At 73.3% G+C, this 17,719-nt stretch carries 18 protein-coding genes; 14 read left to right on the forward strand and 4 right to left on the reverse strand.

The window, feature by feature from the left end; genetic code table 11:
* The first annotated feature begins 1 nt into the window (after window position 1).
* The 11 genes from ACPOLA_RS13745 to ACPOLA_RS13795 all read left to right on the forward strand — a co-directional run bounded on the left by ACPOLA_RS13745 (window position 2) and on the right by ACPOLA_RS13795 (window position 10,127).
* Window positions 2–565 carry a DM13 domain-containing protein gene (locus ACPOLA_RS13745; RefSeq protein WP_435771006.1) on the forward strand — a complete coding sequence of 188 codons (564 nt, stop codon included), beginning with the start codon at window positions 2–4 and terminating at the stop codon, window positions 563–565.
* A gap of 29 nt (window positions 566–594) precedes the next feature.
* Window positions 595–3,357 (forward strand): AAA family ATPase, encoded by a 2,763-nt coding sequence (locus ACPOLA_RS13750; RefSeq protein WP_435771007.1) that lies wholly within the window; start codon window positions 595–597, stop codon window positions 3,355–3,357.
* A gap of 249 nt (window positions 3,358–3,606) precedes the next feature.
* Window positions 3,607–4,155, forward strand: a complete 549-nt coding sequence (locus ACPOLA_RS13755; protein ID WP_435771008.1) for a DinB family protein — start codon at window positions 3,607–3,609, stop codon at window positions 4,153–4,155.
* A complete protein-coding gene (locus tag ACPOLA_RS13760) occupies window positions 4,152–4,346 on the forward strand; it encodes a DUF3046 domain-containing protein (RefSeq protein ID WP_435771009.1) in 195 nt (64 codons plus the stop codon). The genes ACPOLA_RS13755 and ACPOLA_RS13760 overlap by 4 nt, the downstream gene beginning before the upstream one ends.
* Window positions 4,343–5,605 carry an MFS transporter gene (locus ACPOLA_RS13765; protein ID WP_435771010.1) on the forward strand — a complete coding sequence of 421 codons (1,263 nt, stop codon included), beginning with the start codon at window positions 4,343–4,345 and terminating at the stop codon, window positions 5,603–5,605. Before ACPOLA_RS13760 ends, ACPOLA_RS13765 begins: the two co-directional genes overlap by 4 nt.
* Before the next feature lie 65 nt (window positions 5,606–5,670).
* A complete protein-coding gene (locus tag ACPOLA_RS13770; protein WP_435771011.1) occupies window positions 5,671–6,204 on the forward strand; it encodes a hypothetical protein in 534 nt (177 codons plus the stop codon).
* Window positions 6,205–6,434: 230 nt separating this feature from the next.
* Window positions 6,435–7,484, forward strand: a complete 1,050-nt coding sequence (gene recA, locus ACPOLA_RS13775; protein WP_435771012.1) for a recombinase RecA — start codon at window positions 6,435–6,437, stop codon at window positions 7,482–7,484.
* On the forward strand, window positions 7,484–8,023 hold the full coding sequence (locus tag ACPOLA_RS13780; RefSeq protein ID WP_435771013.1) for a regulatory protein RecX: 540 nt from the start codon (window positions 7,484–7,486) through the stop codon (window positions 8,021–8,023). The genes recA and ACPOLA_RS13780 overlap by 1 nt, the downstream gene beginning before the upstream one ends.
* Before the next feature lie 46 nt (window positions 8,024–8,069).
* Window positions 8,070–8,936: a PPK2 family polyphosphate kinase gene (locus tag ACPOLA_RS13785; protein WP_435771014.1), complete on the forward strand. Its 867-nt coding sequence runs from the start codon at window positions 8,070–8,072 to the stop codon at window positions 8,934–8,936.
* Window positions 8,937–8,949: 13 nt separating this feature from the next.
* Window positions 8,950–9,720: a HipA family kinase gene (locus ACPOLA_RS13790; protein ID WP_435771015.1), complete on the forward strand. Its 771-nt coding sequence runs from the start codon at window positions 8,950–8,952 to the stop codon at window positions 9,718–9,720.
* A complete protein-coding gene (locus ACPOLA_RS13795) occupies window positions 9,717–10,127 on the forward strand; it encodes a DUF3037 domain-containing protein (RefSeq protein WP_435771016.1) in 411 nt (136 codons plus the stop codon). The genes ACPOLA_RS13790 and ACPOLA_RS13795 overlap by 4 nt, the downstream gene beginning before the upstream one ends.
* Window positions 10,128–10,242: 115 nt before the next feature.
* Here the strand turns inward: ACPOLA_RS13795 and ACPOLA_RS13800 are convergent, their stop codons facing one another.
* From ACPOLA_RS13800 to ACPOLA_RS13815, 4 genes are read right to left on the reverse strand one after another with little or no spacing between them, the layout of a single operon-like run.
* On the reverse strand, window positions 10,243–10,986 hold the full coding sequence (locus tag ACPOLA_RS13800) for a sirohydrochlorin chelatase (protein WP_435771017.1): 744 nt from the start codon (window positions 10,984–10,986) through the stop codon (window positions 10,243–10,245).
* A gap of 31 nt (window positions 10,987–11,017) precedes the next feature.
* Entirely contained in the window at window positions 11,018–11,764 is a 747-nt protein-coding gene (locus ACPOLA_RS13805) for a phosphoadenylyl-sulfate reductase (RefSeq protein ID WP_435771018.1), read from the reverse strand.
* Window positions 11,761–11,940 (reverse strand): hypothetical protein, encoded by a 180-nt coding sequence (locus ACPOLA_RS13810; RefSeq protein ID WP_435771019.1) that lies wholly within the window; start codon window positions 11,938–11,940, stop codon window positions 11,761–11,763. Before ACPOLA_RS13810 ends, ACPOLA_RS13805 begins: the two co-directional genes overlap by 4 nt.
* A complete protein-coding gene (locus ACPOLA_RS13815) occupies window positions 11,937–13,676 on the reverse strand; it encodes a nitrite/sulfite reductase (protein WP_435771020.1) in 1,740 nt (579 codons plus the stop codon). The genes ACPOLA_RS13810 and ACPOLA_RS13815 overlap by 4 nt, the downstream gene beginning before the upstream one ends.
* 373 nt (window positions 13,677–14,049) lie before the next feature.
* On the opposite strand from ACPOLA_RS13815, the gene ACPOLA_RS13820 reads away from it, so the two are divergent.
* From ACPOLA_RS13820 to ACPOLA_RS13830, 3 genes are read left to right on the forward strand one after another with little or no spacing between them, the layout of a single operon-like run.
* Window positions 14,050–15,510 (forward strand): glycine hydroxymethyltransferase, encoded by a 1,461-nt coding sequence (locus ACPOLA_RS13820; protein ID WP_435771021.1) that lies wholly within the window; start codon window positions 14,050–14,052, stop codon window positions 15,508–15,510.
* 30 nt (window positions 15,511–15,540) lie between these two features.
* Window positions 15,541–16,524, forward strand: a complete 984-nt coding sequence (locus ACPOLA_RS13825) for a YihY/virulence factor BrkB family protein (protein WP_435771022.1) — start codon at window positions 15,541–15,543, stop codon at window positions 16,522–16,524.
* 10 nt (window positions 16,525–16,534) lie between these two features.
* On the forward strand, window positions 16,535–17,650 hold the full coding sequence (locus tag ACPOLA_RS13830; RefSeq protein WP_435771023.1) for a potassium channel family protein: 1,116 nt from the start codon (window positions 16,535–16,537) through the stop codon (window positions 17,648–17,650).
* The last annotated feature ends 69 nt before the right edge of the window (window positions 17,651–17,719 follow it).

A 17,719-nucleotide genomic window follows, 5' to 3' on the forward strand; every position in this document is an offset into this window, starting at 1 on the left:
AATGAGTCGCAAGCGAGTGATCGGGCTGTCGGTCGGCGGGGTCCTGCTCGTCGTCCTCGTCGTCGGTGCCGCGGTGTTCCAGCCGTGGCTGCTCCTCGTCGACGAGTCGGTCGACGAGGGCGACGACCCCAGCGCGGTGGTCGGCACCGCCACCGCCGGGCTCACCGACACCGTGGTGCCGAGCGCGTCGGCCGACCAGCAGACCCGGGTCCAGCTCGCGTCGGGCGCCTTCATCGACGCCGAGCACGGCACGTCGGGGGAGGCGACCATCTTCCGCCGCAGCGACGGCAGCCGGTACCTGCGGATCGAGGGGCTCGACACCTCCAACGGGCCCGACCTCCACGTCTGGGTCACCGACCAGCCGTCGGGCGGTGACTGCGAGGGCTGTCGGGACTCGTGGGGCATCTACGACGACGGCGACTACGTGCGGCTCGGCGAGCTCAAGGGCAACCAGGGCAACCAGACCTACGAGATCCCCGCCGACGCCGACCTCGCCGGGATGCGCTCGGTGGTCATCTGGTGCGACCGGTTCAACGTCGCGTTCGGCAGCGCTGCCATCGCTTGACGCGGCCCGTGGCCGCCTAGGCTGGTCCGGTGCCGGACCCCTCCCCGCTCCTCGAGCGCGACGGCGTCCTCGCGTCGCTGCGGGCGGCGTGGACCGACGCCGCTGCCGCGCGCGGCTCCGTGCACCTCCTCCAGGGCCCCGCCGGCATCGGGAAGACGACCGTGATCGAGGCGTTCGTGCGCTCGCTCGAGCCCGACGCCCGGCGGGTCCTCCACGCGCGCTGCAGCCCGCTGTCGGCCACCGTGCCGGGCAGCGTGGTCCGGGCGTGGTTCGCGCCGCTGCTCCGCACGGTCCCGCTCGGCTCGGCCCCGTTCGACGGCCCGGCGGTCGTGCTGTCCGACGCGTCCGCGCCACCGCTCGAGCTGGCCTACGCCGTGCAATGGGCAGTCGAGGACCTGACCACCGACGGCCCGGTCCTCGCGGTCGTCGACGACGTGCACTGGAGCGACCCGGTCAGCCTCGCGGTCCTCGACCACCTGACCGCCGCGATCGCCGGCCAGCCGGTCGTCGTGCTGCTCGGCAGGCGGAGCGCCGAGCCGGTCACGGCGCCGGAGCACCTCGCGCGGGTGGCACGCCGCGCCCGGCGGCACCCGCTGCCCCCGCTGTCGGCGGCGGCCGCCGCGCGGCTGGTGGCGCACCTCCCGGCGGAGGCCGCGGCCGAGGTGGTGCGCCGCAGCGAGGGCGTCCCGCTCTTCGTGCGCGAGCTGTCCGAGGCGCACGGCTCCGGGGAGACCGGTACACCGCGCGGGGTGGTGGACGTCGTGCGGTCGACCCTGGCCCGACTGCCCGAGGGGTCGCTCGACATCGCCCGCGTGGTGGCGCTGGCCGCCCGGCCGGTGACCGCAGCGGTCGTCGCGGCGGTCGCCCGGCGGCCCGCCGCGGAGGCGCTGCGGCTGCTCGACGGCCTGGCCGAGGCGGACGTCGTGGTGTGGGAGGAGGCCGAGCCACCCGCGGCGGCCGTCGGCCACGCCCTGATCGGCGACGCCATCCTCGACGACCTCGGACCGGCCGGCCGTGCGGAGCTGCACGCCGACCTCGCGGCGGTGCTCCGCAGGCAGGGCGCGGCGGACGACGAGGTGGCCGGCCACCTCCTGCACACCCTGCCCTCGGGGCGCCGGGAGGCGCGGGACCTCCTCCTGGCGGCGGGACGGCGCGCGCTGGTGGCCGGTGCGGCGGAGCTGGCGTCGCGCTACCTGCTGCGCGCCGTCGACGAGCTGGCCGACCCGCCCCACTCGGAGCTGCTTCCGATCCTCCAGGAGGCCGCCCGCGCCCTGGCCGGCTTCGGCGCGGTCGACCAGGCACTGACCGCGTGGCGGCGCGCGGCCGCCTCGGCGTCCTCGGCCGCCGAGGCCGCGCTGGTGATGGCCGAGGCGGGGGACGCGCTGACCGCGGCGGGTCGCCACCAGGAGGCGCTCGACCTGTGGCGCACCTGGCTCGAGCGGACCCCGCCCGAGGCCACCGAGGAGCGCAAGGTGCTCATGGTCCGGGTGGCGATGAACGCGCTCACGCTGAGCGCCACTCCCGGGGAGTTCGAGGCCGAGCTGCGCCGCGTCAGCGCCCAGCCCGCCCACGCCGACACCCACGGCGACCGGCTGCTGCTCGCCGCCGCGGCGGCCGGTCTGGTCTTCCAGCGGGGGGAGACGGCCGATCGGGCGGCGCAGCTGGCCGTGCGGGCGTGGGGAGGCGGCCGGCTGCTCGACGAGGCGAGCGCGGTCGGCGCCCCGGTGTACGTCGTCAGCGGCGTGCTCACCTGGACCGACACCCTCGACGTGGCGCTGGACGTGCTCGATCGCGCCGTCGCCGACGCGCGCGAGCTGCGGTCGGCCCTGGGCCTGGCGACGGCCCTGTTCTGCCGTGGCTGCGCCCTGCTCCGCTCCGGTGCGGTCACCGGCGCGCTCGACGACCTCACCCTCGCCGACGACCTCCGGCGCTTCGGCTGGTCCGCCTACACGCCGGTGCTGCTGCAGATGACGGTGGCCGCCCACCTGGCCCGGGGTGACGTCGCGTCCGCAGCGGCGCTCGGCCCCGCGCTCGAGGAGTGCACCCGCGAGCCGGGGTCGCTGGCGGAGTTCGCGGCCGTGGCGCTCGCCGACCTCGCGCTGGTCGAGGGGCGCGCCGACGACGCCGCCCGGCTCGTCGAGGAGGTCGCCGGCGTGCTGGGCGCGGCGGACAACCCGGCGATGCTCAGCCCCCGACGGCGGCTGGCCCGCGCCCGGCTCCTGCAGGGTCGTGTCGACGAGGCCCGTGCGGCAGCCGCCGAGGACGTCCGGCTGGCCCGCGGGTGGGGCGCCCCCCGCGCCGCCGCCGAGGCGCTGACGTTCGCTGCGGAGGTCGGCGCGGGGGACGAGCCGGAGGCACTCCTCCGCGAGGCGCTCGCGCTCCTCGAGCGGCCGGCCCTGCGTCGTACCGTAGAGCGGACGGCGGCCGAGGTGGCCCTGGCCGAGCTGCTCGTCCGGCGGGACCGGTCGGTCGCCGCGGAGGAGGCGGCGGCGCTTGCGCGCTCCGCGCACACCCGCGCGTCCGCGGAGGGCCTGGCTCCGCTCGTCGCGCGCTCCGGCGCGATCCTCTCCGGGCTCGGTGCCGGGCCGGGCCCGGTCGGCGACCGCCGGGCCTCGCTCACCCCCGCCGAGCGACGCGTGGTCGACCTGGTGCTCGCCGGGAGGACCAACCGCCAGGTGGCGGAGGAGCTCTTCGTCACCGTGAAGGCCGTCGAGTGGCACCTCTCCTCCGTCTACCGCAAGCTCGGGATCCGGGGCCGTCGCGACCTCGCCGCCGTCGTTCCGGGCTCCTGAGCCGGTGAACTCTGGGGTCGGTCCGGGGTTTTCTGGGGTGCGAACCCGTCGTTCCGCGGCCGCGGGTGGTCCAGACTTGTCCGGTCGTGCCCACGACGACCCGAACGTGGGGCCAGCCGGGGGACAGGTCGGGGTGTGTGGGGATCCGCGGCCTGTCCGCCGGGACCGCGGCGCACCTGGCAGGGGATGCCCGGTCGGTGGCAGGAAACCGCTGGCGCACCACATGCCGCCACCGCGAGGATCTGCCGCGTGACCACCGAGCCCGCGCCGGCGACCGAGCCCGACACCAAGGACTGGACCTGGGTCCTCGAGCGGCCGTGCCCCGACTGCGGCCTGGACGCGGCGTCGGTCGAGCCGGGCGACCTCGGCGCCGCCGTCCGCGCGAACGCCCGCTTCTGGGTCTCCGCCCTGGCCCGGCCCGAGGCGGAGCGACGGCCGGCCCCTGCCGTGTGGTCGCCCACCGAGTACGCCTGCCACGTGCGCGACGTCCACGTGCTCTTCGCGCAGCGGCTCGGGCAGATGCTCACCGAGGACGACCCGCTCTTCGCCAACTGGGACCAGGACGAGACCGCGCGGGTCCAGCGCTACGACCTGCAGCGTGCGGTCGACGTCGCACCGGCGCTCGAGTCCGCGGCCGACCGGGTGGCGGCGATCTACGACTCGGTGCCGCCGGAGTCGTGGAGCCGTCCCGGCCGGCGCAGCAACGGGAGTGTCTTCACGGTGGCCTCGCTCGGTCGCTACCACCTGCACGACGCGGTGCACCACCAGTGGGACGTCCGGTGGATGATGGCCGGGTGAGGCACACCGAGTTCTGGGCACGGATGGAGCAGCACCTCGGCACCGCCTACGCGCGGGTCTGGGCGGAGCAGTTCGTGATCGGCGACCTCGACCACCGCACGGCCGAGGAGGCGCTGGCCGCCGGCGTACCGCCCAAGCAGGTGTGGGAGGCCGTCTGGCGGGTGCTGGAGCTGCCGGCGAGCGAGCGATGACGGCGGTGCTCGCGCCGGACGTCGCCTCGGTCCAGCGTCGTACCGTCCGCGTCCTCGTGCTGACCCAGGCGGTCGGCGCGGTCGGGATCACGATCGGCATCGCCACCGCCTCCCTGCTCGCGCGCGACCTCTCCGGCTCCGAGGCGATGTCCGGGCTCGCCCAGACGGCGCAGGTGCTCGGCGCGGCGGTGATCTCCTTCCTCCTCGCGCCGCTCATGGCGCGGCGGGGACGCCGGGCCGGCCTGGTGACGGCGTACCTCGTCGGCGGGGCCGGCGGTGGACTCGCCGTGCTGTCCGGCGTCGTCGGGTCCATGGCCCTGCTGCTGGTCGGCGCGGTGATGCTCGGAGCCGGCACCTCCGCCAACAACGCGTCGCGCTACGCCGCGACCGACCTCGCGTCCGACACCACCCGTGGCCGCTCGCTGTCGATGGTGGTCTGGGCCACCACGATCGGCGCCGTCGCCGGCCCCAACCTCACCGGGCCCGCCGGAGCGCTCGCGGACGCCGTCGACATCCCCGAGCTGACGGGCCCCTTCGCGCTGGGTGCCGTAGGGATGGTGCTGGCCGCGCTGCTCGTCGGTGTGCTGCTGCGGCCCGACCCGCTGCTCGTCGCCCAGCGGCACGCGGCCGGCGACGGGAGGGCGCCGACCGGCCCACCGACCGGCACGGCGTGGTCGCGCGCCCGGCAGGCGGTGCGCGACCGGCCGGTGCTCGGCTATGCCATCGCCGGCCTGGCCCTGGCCCACGCCACGATGATCGGGGTGATGGTGATGACGCCGCTCCACATGGAGCACGGCGGCGCCGGCCTGGAGGTCATCGGCATCGTGATCAGCGTGCACGTGCTCGGCATGTTCGCGTTCTCGCCCGTGGTCGGCTGGCTCGCCGACCGGGTGGGCCGCCCGCAGGTCCTCGGCGGTGGGGGAGCGGTCCTGCTGGTCGCGCTCCTGCTGTGCGCCTCCGCGCCGACCGGGATGTCGTGGCAGGTGACCGGCGGGCTGTTCCTGCTCGGCGTCGGCTGGTCGCTGGCCATGGTGTCGTCCTCCACCATGGTCGCCGAGCACGCGCCGATCGCCGCCCGTACCGACGTGCAGGGGGTGGCGGACCTCGTCATGGGGTTGACCGCCGCCGCGGCCGGCGCGCTGGCCGGCGTGGTGGTGGGTCTCGCGGACTACCCGGCGCTGGCACTGGTCAGCCTGGCCCTCGTCGCCGGCGTGATCGGCGCGGCCGCCCGGGCCGGGCTGCGCCCCCAGCCGTCCTGATCGGTCGCGGCAGGGGCCGCGACGTGGCAGGATCCGGTCCTCGGGTGACAGATCCAGTGCTCGTCGTGGGGGTCGTTCCAGTGCGCCAGGTCACAAGGCTCGCCAGTGCCGTTCCGGTCCTGCTCCTGGCCGCGGTGCTGACCGCGTGCGGTGGCGGCGACGAGGACGAGGGCGCCGACACCACCGCCGGCGCGTCGAGCTCGGCGCCGGAGCCCGACCCGGCGACCTCCACCGCGCCGACCGGGACCTCCTCGTCGAGTCCCGGCCTCGGCGAGACGTCGGCCGGCGGCGGCCTCGAGATCACCCTGGTCGACGCCGAGGGCGAGGCGGCCCGCCAGGCGATGATCGTCGCGGAGGACGTGGAGGGCAGCGACCTCTTCTTCGCCGACGGCGAGGACGTGACGTGCTCGGCGCCGGGTGAGGACGGGACGAACCTCAACGCGCGGGCGCCGGAGTGGACCTGCACCATCGAGGCCGACACCAACGGCGTCCGCTGCCACGGGACGATCGTCGCCTACGGCGAGGCGGGCGCGAACGCCGGCGGGCTCTACGAGGACGTCGCGGTGCGCGACAACGCCATCACCTGCGGACCGGCCTGAGCCGGACCGGCGCGGGACGTCTCCGACACGCCGACGCGGCGTGGCGCACTTCGAACACGTGTTCGTCTAGGGTGGTGCCCACGGCGGACCGGGGAAGCCACCGGCCGTCCACAGGTACGACGCCGGGGCGGGCTGTCCACAACGGCGACACGGCTGACCAGGCTGTGTCGGAGCCTCGCCCTAGCGTCGCCGATGTACCTGGCTCCACCCCGACACAAGGACTGAGGCACATGGCTGGCGATGACCGGATGAAGGCGCTCGACGCCGCACTGCTCACCATCGAGAAGCAGTACGGCAAGGGCTCGGTGATGAGGCTCGGTGACGACACCCGGGCGCCCCTCGACGTGATCCCGACCGGCTCGATCGCCCTCGACGTGGCGCTCGGCATCGGCGGGCTGCCCCGGGGCCGGGTGGTGGAGGTCTACGGCCCGGAGTCCAGCGGCAAGACCACCGTCGCCCTGCACGCCGTGGCCAACGCCCAGGCGGCGGGCGGGATCGTGGCGTTCGTCGACGCCGAGCACGCCCTCGACCCGGAGTACGCCAAGGCCCTCGGCGTCGACACTGACGCGCTGCTCGTCTCCCAGCCCGACTCCGGCGAGCAGGCCCTCGAGATCGCCGACATGCTGATCCGCTCCGGCGCGCTCGACCTGATCGTCATCGACTCGGTGGCCGCGCTCGTGCCGCGCGCCGAGATCGAGGGCGAGATGGGCGACAGCCACGTCGGCCTCCAGGCGCGACTGATGAGCCAGGCGCTGCGCAAGATGACCGGTGCGCTCAACAACTCCAAGACGACCGCGATCTTCATCAACCAGCTCCGCGAGAAGATCGGCGTGATGTTCGGCTCGCCCGAGACGACCACCGGTGGTCGGGCGCTGAAGTTCTACTCCTCGGTGCGCCTCGACGTGCGCCGGATCGAGACCCTCAAGGACGGTACCGACATGGTCGGCAACCGCACCCGGGTCAAGGTCGTGAAGAACAAGGTCGCCCCGCCGTTCAAGCAGGCCGAGTTCGACATCATGTACGGCAAGGGCATCAGCCGCGAGGGCGGCCTGATCGACGTCGGCGTCGAGGCGGGCCTCGTCCGCAAGGCCGGCGCCTGGTACACCTACGAGGGCGACCAGCTCGGCCAGGGCAAGGAGAACGCGCGCGGCTTCCTCCGCGACAACCCCGACCTCGCCAACGAGCTCGAGAAGAAGATCCTCGAGAAGCTCGGCGTCACCCCGCAGGTCGACGGCGACGACGACCTCTCCGACGAGCCGATCGGCGTCGACAGCTTCTGATGCCCAGCGCTGAGCCGCCGGACGACGACGGCTGGACCGAGGACGCCGACCCCGAGTCGGTGGCCCGCACCATCCTCCTCGACCAGCTCAGCCGCCAGGCGCGCAGCCGCAAGGAGCTGGCGGAGCGGCTGGCCCGCCGCAACGTCCCCGACGACGTGGCGGGCCCCCTGCTCGACCGGTTCGAGGAGGTCGGTCTGGTCGACGACGAGGCCTTCGCCCGGGCCTGGGTCGACAGCCGGCAGCGCACCCGCGGCCTCGCGCGCCCGGCCCTGGCCGTGGAGCTGCGCCGCAAGGGCATCGCCGACGAGACGGCCCGCGCGGTGCTCGCCGAGGTCGACCCCGGCGACGAGGAGGCCGCCGCCCGACGGCTGGTGCGCAAGAAGCTCCGCTCCATGCGCGGCCTCGAGGAGCAGGTCGCCGCACGGCGACTCGTCGGCATGCTCGCCCGCAAGGGCTACCCGTCCGGGATGGCGTTCGCGGTGGTGAAGGACGAGCTCCGCATGGTCGACGACGACTCCGGCTCCACCGACCTGGCCTGAGCGGGCGCGCCGGCCGCCCGCATCCGCCGGCAGGCACACTGGCCGGATGAGCTCGCCCTTCCCGACCTCCCACCTCACCTCCCTGCTCCGGGTCCCGCAGGGGCCGGTCGACCTGGCCTCGATCGACACCGACGCGACGCCCGGCTTCGACGGCGACAAGGCGACGGGGAAGGCGGCGCTGTACGCGATGGGGCCCGAGCTGGCCGACCTCCAGGAGCGTCTCTTCGCCGAGGGCGTCGCCGGAGGCACCCGCAACCTCCTTCTGGTGCTCCAGGGCATGGACACCTCGGGCAAGGGAGGCACCCTCCGCTCGACGGTCGGCCTGGTCGACCCGCAGGGCGTGCGAATCACCTCGTTCAAGGCGCCGACCGAGGAGGAGCTCGCCCAGGACTTCCTGTGGCGGATCGCCCGGGCACTGCCGCCCGTCGGGTTCGTCGGCGTCTTCGACCGCTCGCACTACGAGGACGTGCTGATCGCCCGGGTCCGCGACCTCGCGCCAGCGGAGGAGATCGAGCGGCGCTACGACGCGATCAACGAGTTCGAGGCCGACCTCGCGGCGAGCGGCACCACGATCGTCAAGTGCATGCTGCACATCTCGGCGGAGGAGCAGAGGAAGCGGCTGCTCGCGCGGCTGGAGAAGCCGGAGAAGCACTGGAAGTACAACACCGGCGACCTCGCGGAGCGGAGGCGCTGGCCGGCCTACCAGGAGGCCTACCGGATCGCGATCGAGCGCACCAACACCGACGTCGCCCCGTGGCACGTCGTACCGGCGAACAGGAAGTGGTACCGCAACCTCGCCGTCGGCACCCTGCTGCACGACGCGCTCAGCTCGCTGGATCTCGGCTGGCCCGCCGCCGACTTCGACGTCGAGGAGCAGAAGCGCCTGCTGACCGAGGAGACCCCGCCGGTCTGACAGGATCGGTCGCATGATGCCGACGGTTCGGGTGACCCGCTACGTCACGCCGCTCCGTGAGGGCGGCAGCCTGCCGGGCGTGGTGGAGGCCGAGGACCTCGGCACCTACGTGTGCAAGTTCCACGGCGCCGGCCAAGGGCCGCGGGTGCTGGTGGCCGAGGTCGTGGTCGCCGGCCTCGCCCGGCTGCTCGACGTCCCCACGCCCGACCAGGTCGTCCTCGACGTCGACCCGGCGATCGCCCGCTACGAGGCCGACGAGGAGGTCCAGGACCTGCTCAACGCGAGCGCCGGCCTCAACCTCGGCATCGACTTCCTGCCGGGCGCCTTCGGCTACGACCCCACCACAGACCCGGACCCCGAGCTGGCCGGTCGGGTGCTGTGGCTGGACGCGTTCACGGCCAACGTCGACCGCAGCTGGCGCAACCCCAACCTGCTGGTCTGGCGCGGAGTGCTCTACGCCATCGACCACGGTGCGTCGCTCTACTTCCACCACTCCTGGCCGGGCGGACCCGGAGATCCGGCGCGCTTCGCGGCCCAGCCGTACGACGCCTCGGAGCACATCCTCCGCGGCCATGCCGCCCAGGCACGGGCGCAGGACGCGGCACTCGCCGCGCGGCTCGACGACGACGCGCTGCGGGCCGTCGTGGACGACGTGCCCGACCACTGGCTGGACCCGGTGCCGGGCGCGGAGGATCCCGCCGCTCTCCGTGAGCGCTACCTGGCCTTCCTCCGGGCCCGGCGCGACGGCGGCCGGCCCTGGCTCCCGCGAGAGGGACCGGCGTGAACCCCTACCAGTACGTCACCCTCCGCTGCGTCCCCCGCGTCGAGCGCGAGGAGTTCGTCAACGTCGGCGTGGTGCTCTACTGCCCCGACGAGCAGTTCCTCGGCGTGCGCAGCGCCGTCGACGAGGCGCGGCTCCGGGCCCTCGACCCGGCCGTCGACATCGCGGCCGTGCAGCACGCGCTCGACGCCGTCGACCGGGTCTGCCGGGGCGAGGCGCACGCCGACTTCGGCCCCGCGCTGCGCGCCACCGCCTACGGCGTGCGCGAGTCGCGCGACGACGTCAGCACCCGGTTCGGCTTCCTCAAGGCTCCCCGCAGCACCGTCCTCCAGCCCGGCCCGGTCCACGGCGGCGTCACCGGCGACCCCGCCCGCACCCTCGAGCACCTGCTGGAGCGCCTCGTCCTCTGACCCACCCCACGAGGTGGCAGGTTCTGCACCACGAGGTGGCAGGTTCTGCACCACGAAGTGGGAGGTTCCGCACCACGAGGTGGCACGTCTCGCACCACGAGGTGGCGGGATCCGGTCAGACGGGCACCAGCTCGACCGCGCCCACGGCGTACCGCGCGAGCACGGTCCGAGCGATCTCCGGGTGCGCGCCCAGCGGTGCGGAGACCGCGATCGCGCCGGCCTCCCGCGCCAGCTCGGCGGCCCGGTCGGGCAGCTCGCCGGGGGCGAGGAACAGCGAGGCCACCGCGATGTGCCGCCGGCCCTCCGCCCGGAAAGCCCGCACCGCCTCGCCGGTGGCCGGCGGCGCGCTCGTGGCGTACGCCGCCGTGACGGGCAGCTTGTGGTGGGCGCCCCACAGCCGCGCCAGCCGGGCCACGGCCTGGTTGGCCAGCGGGTCGGAGGAGCCCGCCGCGGCGAGCACCAGCGCGTCGAGCTCGCGGACGCGGGCGGCGCGCAGCGCGTCGCGCATCCGCTCGTCGAGCACCTCGAGGAACCGCGGCTCGAGGCCGAGCACGTCGGTGGTGCGGATCTGCAGGCCGGGGTGCCGGGCGGTCGCCTCCGCGATCGCCTGCGGTACGTCGACCTGGGCGTGGAACGCCTCGACGAGCAGGAGCGGTACGACCACGATCTCGTCGTGGCCGGCCCGCACCAGCTTGTCGACGACGGTCTGGAACCCGGGCTTGGCGAGCTCGAGGAACGCCTTCTCGATGCGGAGGTCGGGGCGCAGCGCCTTCGTCTCCTCGACGAGGGCCGTGACGGTCGCGGCGGAGCGCCGGTCGCGGCTGCCGTGAGCCAGGGCGATGAGTGCCGGAGCGGGCATCAGGACTTTCTCCTCTCGGCGGTCTGGTCGGTCATGAGTGGATCCCGCACTCGGTCTTGCCCGTGCCGGCCCAGCGCCCGCTGCGCGGGTCCTCGCCGGGCGCGACCCGGCGGGTGCAGGGGGCGCAGCCGATGGACGGGTAGCCGTCGTACACCAGCGGGTTGACGAGCACGCCGTTGTCGGCGATGTAGCGCTCGACCTGCTCGTCGCTCCACCGGGCGATGGGGGAGACCTTCACCTTCTGCTTCTTGGCGTCCCAGCCGATCACCGGGGCGATCACCCGATTGTGGGTCTCGGCACGACGCAGGCCGGTCGCCCACGCGTCGTACCCGGCGAGCGACTCGGCGAGCGGCTTCACCTTGCGCAGCGCGCAGCACAGGTCGGGGTCCCTCTTGTAGAGGTCCTTGCCGTGCTCCGCGTCCTGCTCGGCCACGCTCTGGGTCGGCGTGATCGTGATCAGGTTGACGTCCATCGTGGCCGCCACGGCGTCGCGCGTGCCGATGGTCTCCACGAAGTGGTAGCCGGTGTCGAGGAACACCACGTCGACGCCGGGGACCACCTTCGCGGCCAGGTGGGCGAGGACGGCGTCACCCATCGAGGAGGTCACGCAGAAGCGGTCGCCGAACGTGGCGGCGGCCCACTCGATGATCACCTCGGCCGGCGCCAGCTCGAGCTCGGCGCCCCAGTGGGACACGATCTCGCGCAGCTCCTCGGGGGAGCGGCCCTCGGTCTGCGCGCCGCGGAAGCTCCGAGCGCGAGCGGTGGCCGGGGCGGTCACGACGCACCACCCGGTCCGGGCGTCCGGTCGACGAGGCCCAGCAGCTTGACGGTGAACGCCCGGCGGCACGCCCGGCACTCCCAGCCGGTGGGCTCGTGCGGCCAGAGGTCGGTCTCGCTGCAGTACGGGCAGTGGTACGGCGCCGCGCGGCCCGCTCCGCCCTCGTCGTCGGTCACGGCGCACCCACCAGCGGACGGTCGCCGTCGAGCGTCTTCTCGCCGCGGAGGAGCTCCTCGTCGGCGCGGTGCACCCACTCCACGAAGGCCTCGCCCTCGGTGCGGTCGGCGAGGAAGTTGCTCACCACGCTGCTGACGTAGTCGTCGAGGCCGGCGCTGGTGACCTTGTGGGCGCGGAGCTTGCGACCGAAGTTGGCGTGCAGGCCGGTCGCCCCGCCGAGGTGCACCTGGAAGCCCTCGACCTGGTTGCCCGCGGCGTCGGTGACGAGCTGGCCCTTGAGGCCGAAGTCGGCGACCTGCGTGCGGGCGCAGGCGTTGGGGCAGCCGTTCACATTGACGGTGATCGGGGTGTCGAGGTCGGGGAACCGGCGCTCGAGCTCCGCGACGAGGCGGCGCGACCGCTCCTTGGTGTCGACGATCGCCAGCTTGCAGAACTCGATGCCGGTGCAGGCCATCGTGTTCTGCCGCCAGTTCGACGGCCGGGCCGCCAGGCCGATCTCGTCCAGCCGGGCGACGAGCGGCTCGACCTGCTCGCCGTCGACGCCGATGAGCACCAGCTTCTGGTAGGCGGTGAGCCGGGCGCCGGCGACGTCGTACTCCTCCATCAGGTCGCCGAGCCGGGTGAGCAGCGTCCCGGAGACCCGACCGACGGTGGGCGCGACGCCGATGTAGAACCGGCCGTCCTTCTGGGCGTGCACGCCGACGTGGTCGCGGTGGGCGACCGGCGTCTCTGGCGACGGGTTGGTCACCAGCTTCTCGCCGAGGTACTCGTTCTCGAGGACCTCGCGGAACTTCTCGGCGCCCCAGTCGGCGACCAGGAACTTCAGCCGGGCGCGGGAGCGGAGCCGCCGGTAGCCGTAGTCGCGGAAGATCCCGGCGACGCCGGCCCACACGTCCGGGACCTTGTCGAGCGGCACCCATACGCCGAACTTCTGGGCGAACATCGGGTTGGTGGAGAGGCCGCCGCCGACCCAGACGTCGAAGCCGGGGCCGTGCTCGGGGTGGACGGTGCCGACGAAGGACACGTCGTTGGTCTCGGGGGAGACGTCGTGGCTGGGGTGCCCGGTCACGGCCGTCTTGAACTTGCGGGGCAGGTTGGAGAAGGCCTTGTCGCCGATGTAGCGGCGCTCGATCTCCTCCAGCGCGGACGTGCCGTCGATGATCTCGTCGGCGGCGATGCCGGCGACCGGCGAGCCGAGGAACGGCCGCGGCGAGTCGCCGCAGGCCTCCGTGGAGTGCAGGCCCACCGCCTCGAGGCGCTCCCAGATCTCGGGCACGTTCTCGATCTCGATCCAGTGGTACTGAATGTTCTGCCGGTCGGTGATGTCGGCGGTGTCCCGCGCGAAGTCGACGCCGATCCGGCCCAGCGTCCGCACGGCGTCGGCGGAGAGCAGCTTGCCGTCGGAGCGGACCCGCATCATGAAGTAGCGGTCGTCGAGCTCCTCCTCCTCGAGCGCTCCGGTCCGGCCGCCGTCGATGCCGGGCTTGCGCTGCGTGTAGAGGCCCATCCAGCGGAACCGGCCGCGCAGGTCGGCGGGGTCGATGGAGTCGAAGCCGCGCTTGGAGTAGGTGTAGAGGATCCGGTCCCGCACGTTCAGCGGGTCGTCGTCCTTCTTGGACTGCTCGTTCTTGTTGAGCGGCTCGGTGTAGCCGAACGCCCACTGGCCCTCGGCGCGGCGCGGCCGGGGGACGTCGGTGAACTGGGGCGGGTTCGACTTGAAGCGCAGATCGGGCATGCGGAGAGCAGGTCCTTCGCTGATGGGGCGCGCAGCGGCGCGCGGCTCGAAAGGTGGTCGGCGTCGATCAGCGGGGCCAACACATCATGCTGCGGGTGCGCCCGAAGTCCACGTGGCGACGTACCACGAGGTGCGCATGGGTTGCAGCAGTGACCATGGCGGCGAGTCTCATTCCTCGGACGGGCGACCACAAATCGCAATCTCATGATGCGGACGGACGTCTCGCAGTTCGGACGGTCAGCCGGTCCAGCCCGCGCAGAACCGGTCGGCCTGCGACGCACGTCACAACCGACCACGGCCGTCTCGAGACTGCTCAGGGCCGGGGGCACGCGCTCCGACCCTCGGACCCGGCGGCGGCACTAGGCTGGGCGCCATGAGCGACAACGCCGCGCAGGCCCCCTCCAGCGAGCTCGTCAGCAGCGCCTACCGTCAGGCGCTCGACGTCATCTCCACCGTCGAGCCCCGGATCGCGGAGGCCACCCGCCAGGAGCTCGCCGACCAGCGCGCGTCGCTCAAGCTGATCGCCAGCGAGAACTACGCCTCGCCCGCCGTGCTGCTCACCATGGGCACCTGGTTCTCCGACAAGTACGCCGAGGGCACGGTCGGCCACCGCTTCTACGCCGGCTGCCAGAACGTCGACACGGTCGAGTCGCTCGCGGCCGAGCACGCGCGCGAGCTGTTCGGCGCCGAGTACGCCTACGTGCAGCCGCACTCTGGCATCGACGCCAACCTCACGGCGTACTGGGCGATCCTCGCGCACCGCGTCGAGGGGCCGTGGCTCGCCGACGCCGGTGTGCGGAACATGAACGACCTCTCCGACGCGGACTGGGAGAGGCTGCGCAAGGAGCTGGGCAACCAGCGCCTGCTCGGCATGAGCCTCGACGCCGGTGGCCACCTCACCCACGGCTTCCGGCCCAACATCAGCGGCAAGATGTTCCACCAGCAGCAGTACGGCACCGACCCCGAGACCGGCCTGCTCGACTACGACGCGCTCCGCGCCAAGGCCCGGGAGTTCAAGCCGCTCATCATCGTGGCCGGCTACTCCGCCTACCCGCGCCGGGTGAACTTCGCGAAGATGCGCGAGATCGCCGACGAGGTGGGCGCCACCCTCATGGTCGACATGGCGCACTTCGCCGGCCTGGTGGCCGGCAAGGTCTTCACCGGCGACGAGGACCCGGTGCCGCACGCCCACGTCGTCACCAGCACCTCGCACAAGTCGCTGCGCGGCCCGCGCGGCGGCTTCATCCTCGCCACCGAGGAGTACGCCCCCAGCGTCGACCGCGGATGCCCGATGGTGCTGGGCGGTCCGCTCTCCCACGTGATGGCCGCCAAGGCGGTGGCGTTCGCCGAGGCCCGCACCTCCGAGTTCCAGACCTACGCGCAGGCGATCGCCGACAACGCCAAGTCGCTCGCGGAGGGCCTGATGCGCCGGGGCGCGAAGCTGGTGACCGACGGCACCGACAACCACATCGTGCTCATCGACGTCACCTCCTTCGGCCTCACCGGTCGCCAGGCGGAGTCGGCGCTGCTCGACGCCGGCGTGGTGACCAACCGCAACTCGGTGCCCTCGGACCCCAACGGCGCCTGGTACACCTCCGGCATCCGGATCGGTACGCCGGCGCTGACCTCCCGCGGCTTCGGGGCCGAGGAGTTCGACGCGGTCGCCGAGCTCATCGTCCACGTCCTGCAGAACACCTCGGCCGGCACCACGAAGGCGGGGGAGCCGTCCAAGGCCAGCTACACCCTGGCCGACGGCGTGGCCGACAAGGTCAAGGACGCCTCGGCGGAGCTGCTGGACAAGCACCCGCTCTACCCCGGTCTCGACCTGGCCTGAGGCGGGGCGCCCGCCCGATAGCGTGGGCGCATGGCGGAGCAACCGGGGGAGGAGTCCGTGGCCACCCGCCGCTCGCTGCGTGACCGGCTCCCGCAGCGGTTCCGGCACTCCGCCCACCTGGTCTGGCGGCTGTTCGTCACGACGGTCAGCTCGTGCCTGCGCTACCGCGTCACCGGCCTCGCCGCAGAGGGCGCGTTCTTCGCGGTGCTGTCGGTGCCGCCGCTGATCTTCGCCCTGGCCGGCGGGGTCGGCTACGTCACCGACCACTTCACCGCCGCGCAGGTCGAGGAGGTACGACGCGCCGTGCTCGACCTGTCCTCGCGGTTCCTCACCGACACCGCGGTCGACAACGTGATCCGCCCGACGATGAACGACGTGCTGCGCGGCGGTCGGTTCGACGTGATCTCGCTCGGCTTCGTGCTGGCCCTGTGGTCGGGCTCCCGGGCGCTGAACGTGTTCGTCGACACCATCACGATCATGCACGGACTCGGCGGCCACCGCGGGATCGTGAAGACCCGGGCGCTGTCGTTCGTGCTCTACATCCTCGCCGTGGTGACCGGCGCGATCACCTTGCCGCTCATCGTCGCCGGCCCGCGCCTGGTCCGCACCTGGCTGCCGAACCGCGCAGACTTCCTCATCGGCTTCTACTGGCCGCTGGTGATCGTGGTCTGCATCTGCTTCCTCGCCACGCTCTACCACGTCTCCGTGCCGGTGCGGACCAACTGGAGCTTCAACCTCCCGGGTGCGGCGTTCTCGCTCGTGGCCTGGATCTTCGGCTCCTACCTGCTGCGCTGGGTGCTCACGGTGACCGCCCAGGACTCCCACTCGATCTACGGCCCGCTCGCGGCGCCGATTGCCATCCTGATCTGGCTCTACATCGCCGCGCTCGCCGTGCTGATCGGGGCCGGGGTGAACGCGGCGTTCGACGAGGTGTTCCCGCAGGAGACCACCCAGCGGGCGCGCCGGGAGCTGATGACCCGCCTGTTGCGCCGTACGCCCAAGCCGGTCGACTAGATTCGCCGGCGTGGACGACACTCCAGCAGGGCCGCCGAGCTCACCGTCCGCCGGGCGGGTCGCGCTGCCCGAGCGGGTGCGGTCGCCGTGGTGGGAGCTCGGCCGCCGGGTGCTGGCCGCGCTCGGGATCCTCGTCGGCACCGTGCTGCTCGTCTACCTCGACCGCGAGGGCTACCGCGACTCCGCCGACGCGACGGCGGAGAACCCCCTCGGCACCGTCTCCCTGATCGACGCGATCTACTACACGACCGTCACCCTGAGCACCACCGGCTACGGCGACATCTCGCCGGTCAGCGACGGCGCCAGGTTGATCAACGCGTTCGTCATCACCCCCGCCCGCATCGCCTTCCTCGTGCTGCTCATCGGCACCACGCTCGAGGTGCTGGCCCAGCGCGGCCGCGAGATGTTCCGGATCGCCCGATGGAGGAAGAACATGGCACACCACGTGGTGGTCGTCGGCTACGGCACCAAGGGCCGCAGCGCGGTCGAGACCCTCGTGAACAACGGCCTGGACCGCGAGAACATCGTGGTGGTCGACCCCAGTCCGGTCGCCCTGGCCGACGCGCACGCCGACCAGCTCGCGGTGATCACCGGCGACGCGACCCGCCGCGGCGTGCTGCGCCGCGCCGGCGTCGCCGACGCCGACCAGGTCATCATCACCACCGACCGCGACGACTCCAACGTGCTCGCCGCGCTGACGGTGCGCCAGCTGAACCCCGACGCCTGGATCGTCGCGGCGGTCAGCGAGCAGGAGAACGCCCCGCTGATGCGGCAGTCGGGCGCCGACTCGGTGATCACCTCCTCCGACGCCGTCGGCCGGCTGCTGGGCCTCTCGACGCTGTCGCCGACGCTCGGCACGGTGATGGAGGACCTGCTGACGTACGGCGACGGGCTCGAGGTCGCCGAGCGGGAGCTGCTGGTCAGCGAGGTCGGCCGGCCGCCCCAGTCGCTGCCGGACCAGGTGATCGCGGTGGTCCGCGACGAGAAGGTCTACCGCTACTTCGACCCCGTGGTGACGCTGCTGGCGCGGGGCGACCGGCTGATCGTCGTACGGCCCGCCAAGGAGCTGCCGTGGGCGCCGCGTCCCGGCACCCATAACGAGGAGTTCGCGGCCGACGAGGACTAACGCCCGGCCCCTGCCCGCCGCCTTGGGACCCGTGCCGGGACTGCTGGCCCGTCGGAGCCACCCGCGCCT

Origin of the sequence: Nocardioides proteolyticus, assembly GCF_051280635.3 — a bacterium.
Lineage (GTDB): Bacteria > Actinomycetota > Actinomycetes > Propionibacteriales > Nocardioidaceae > Nocardioides.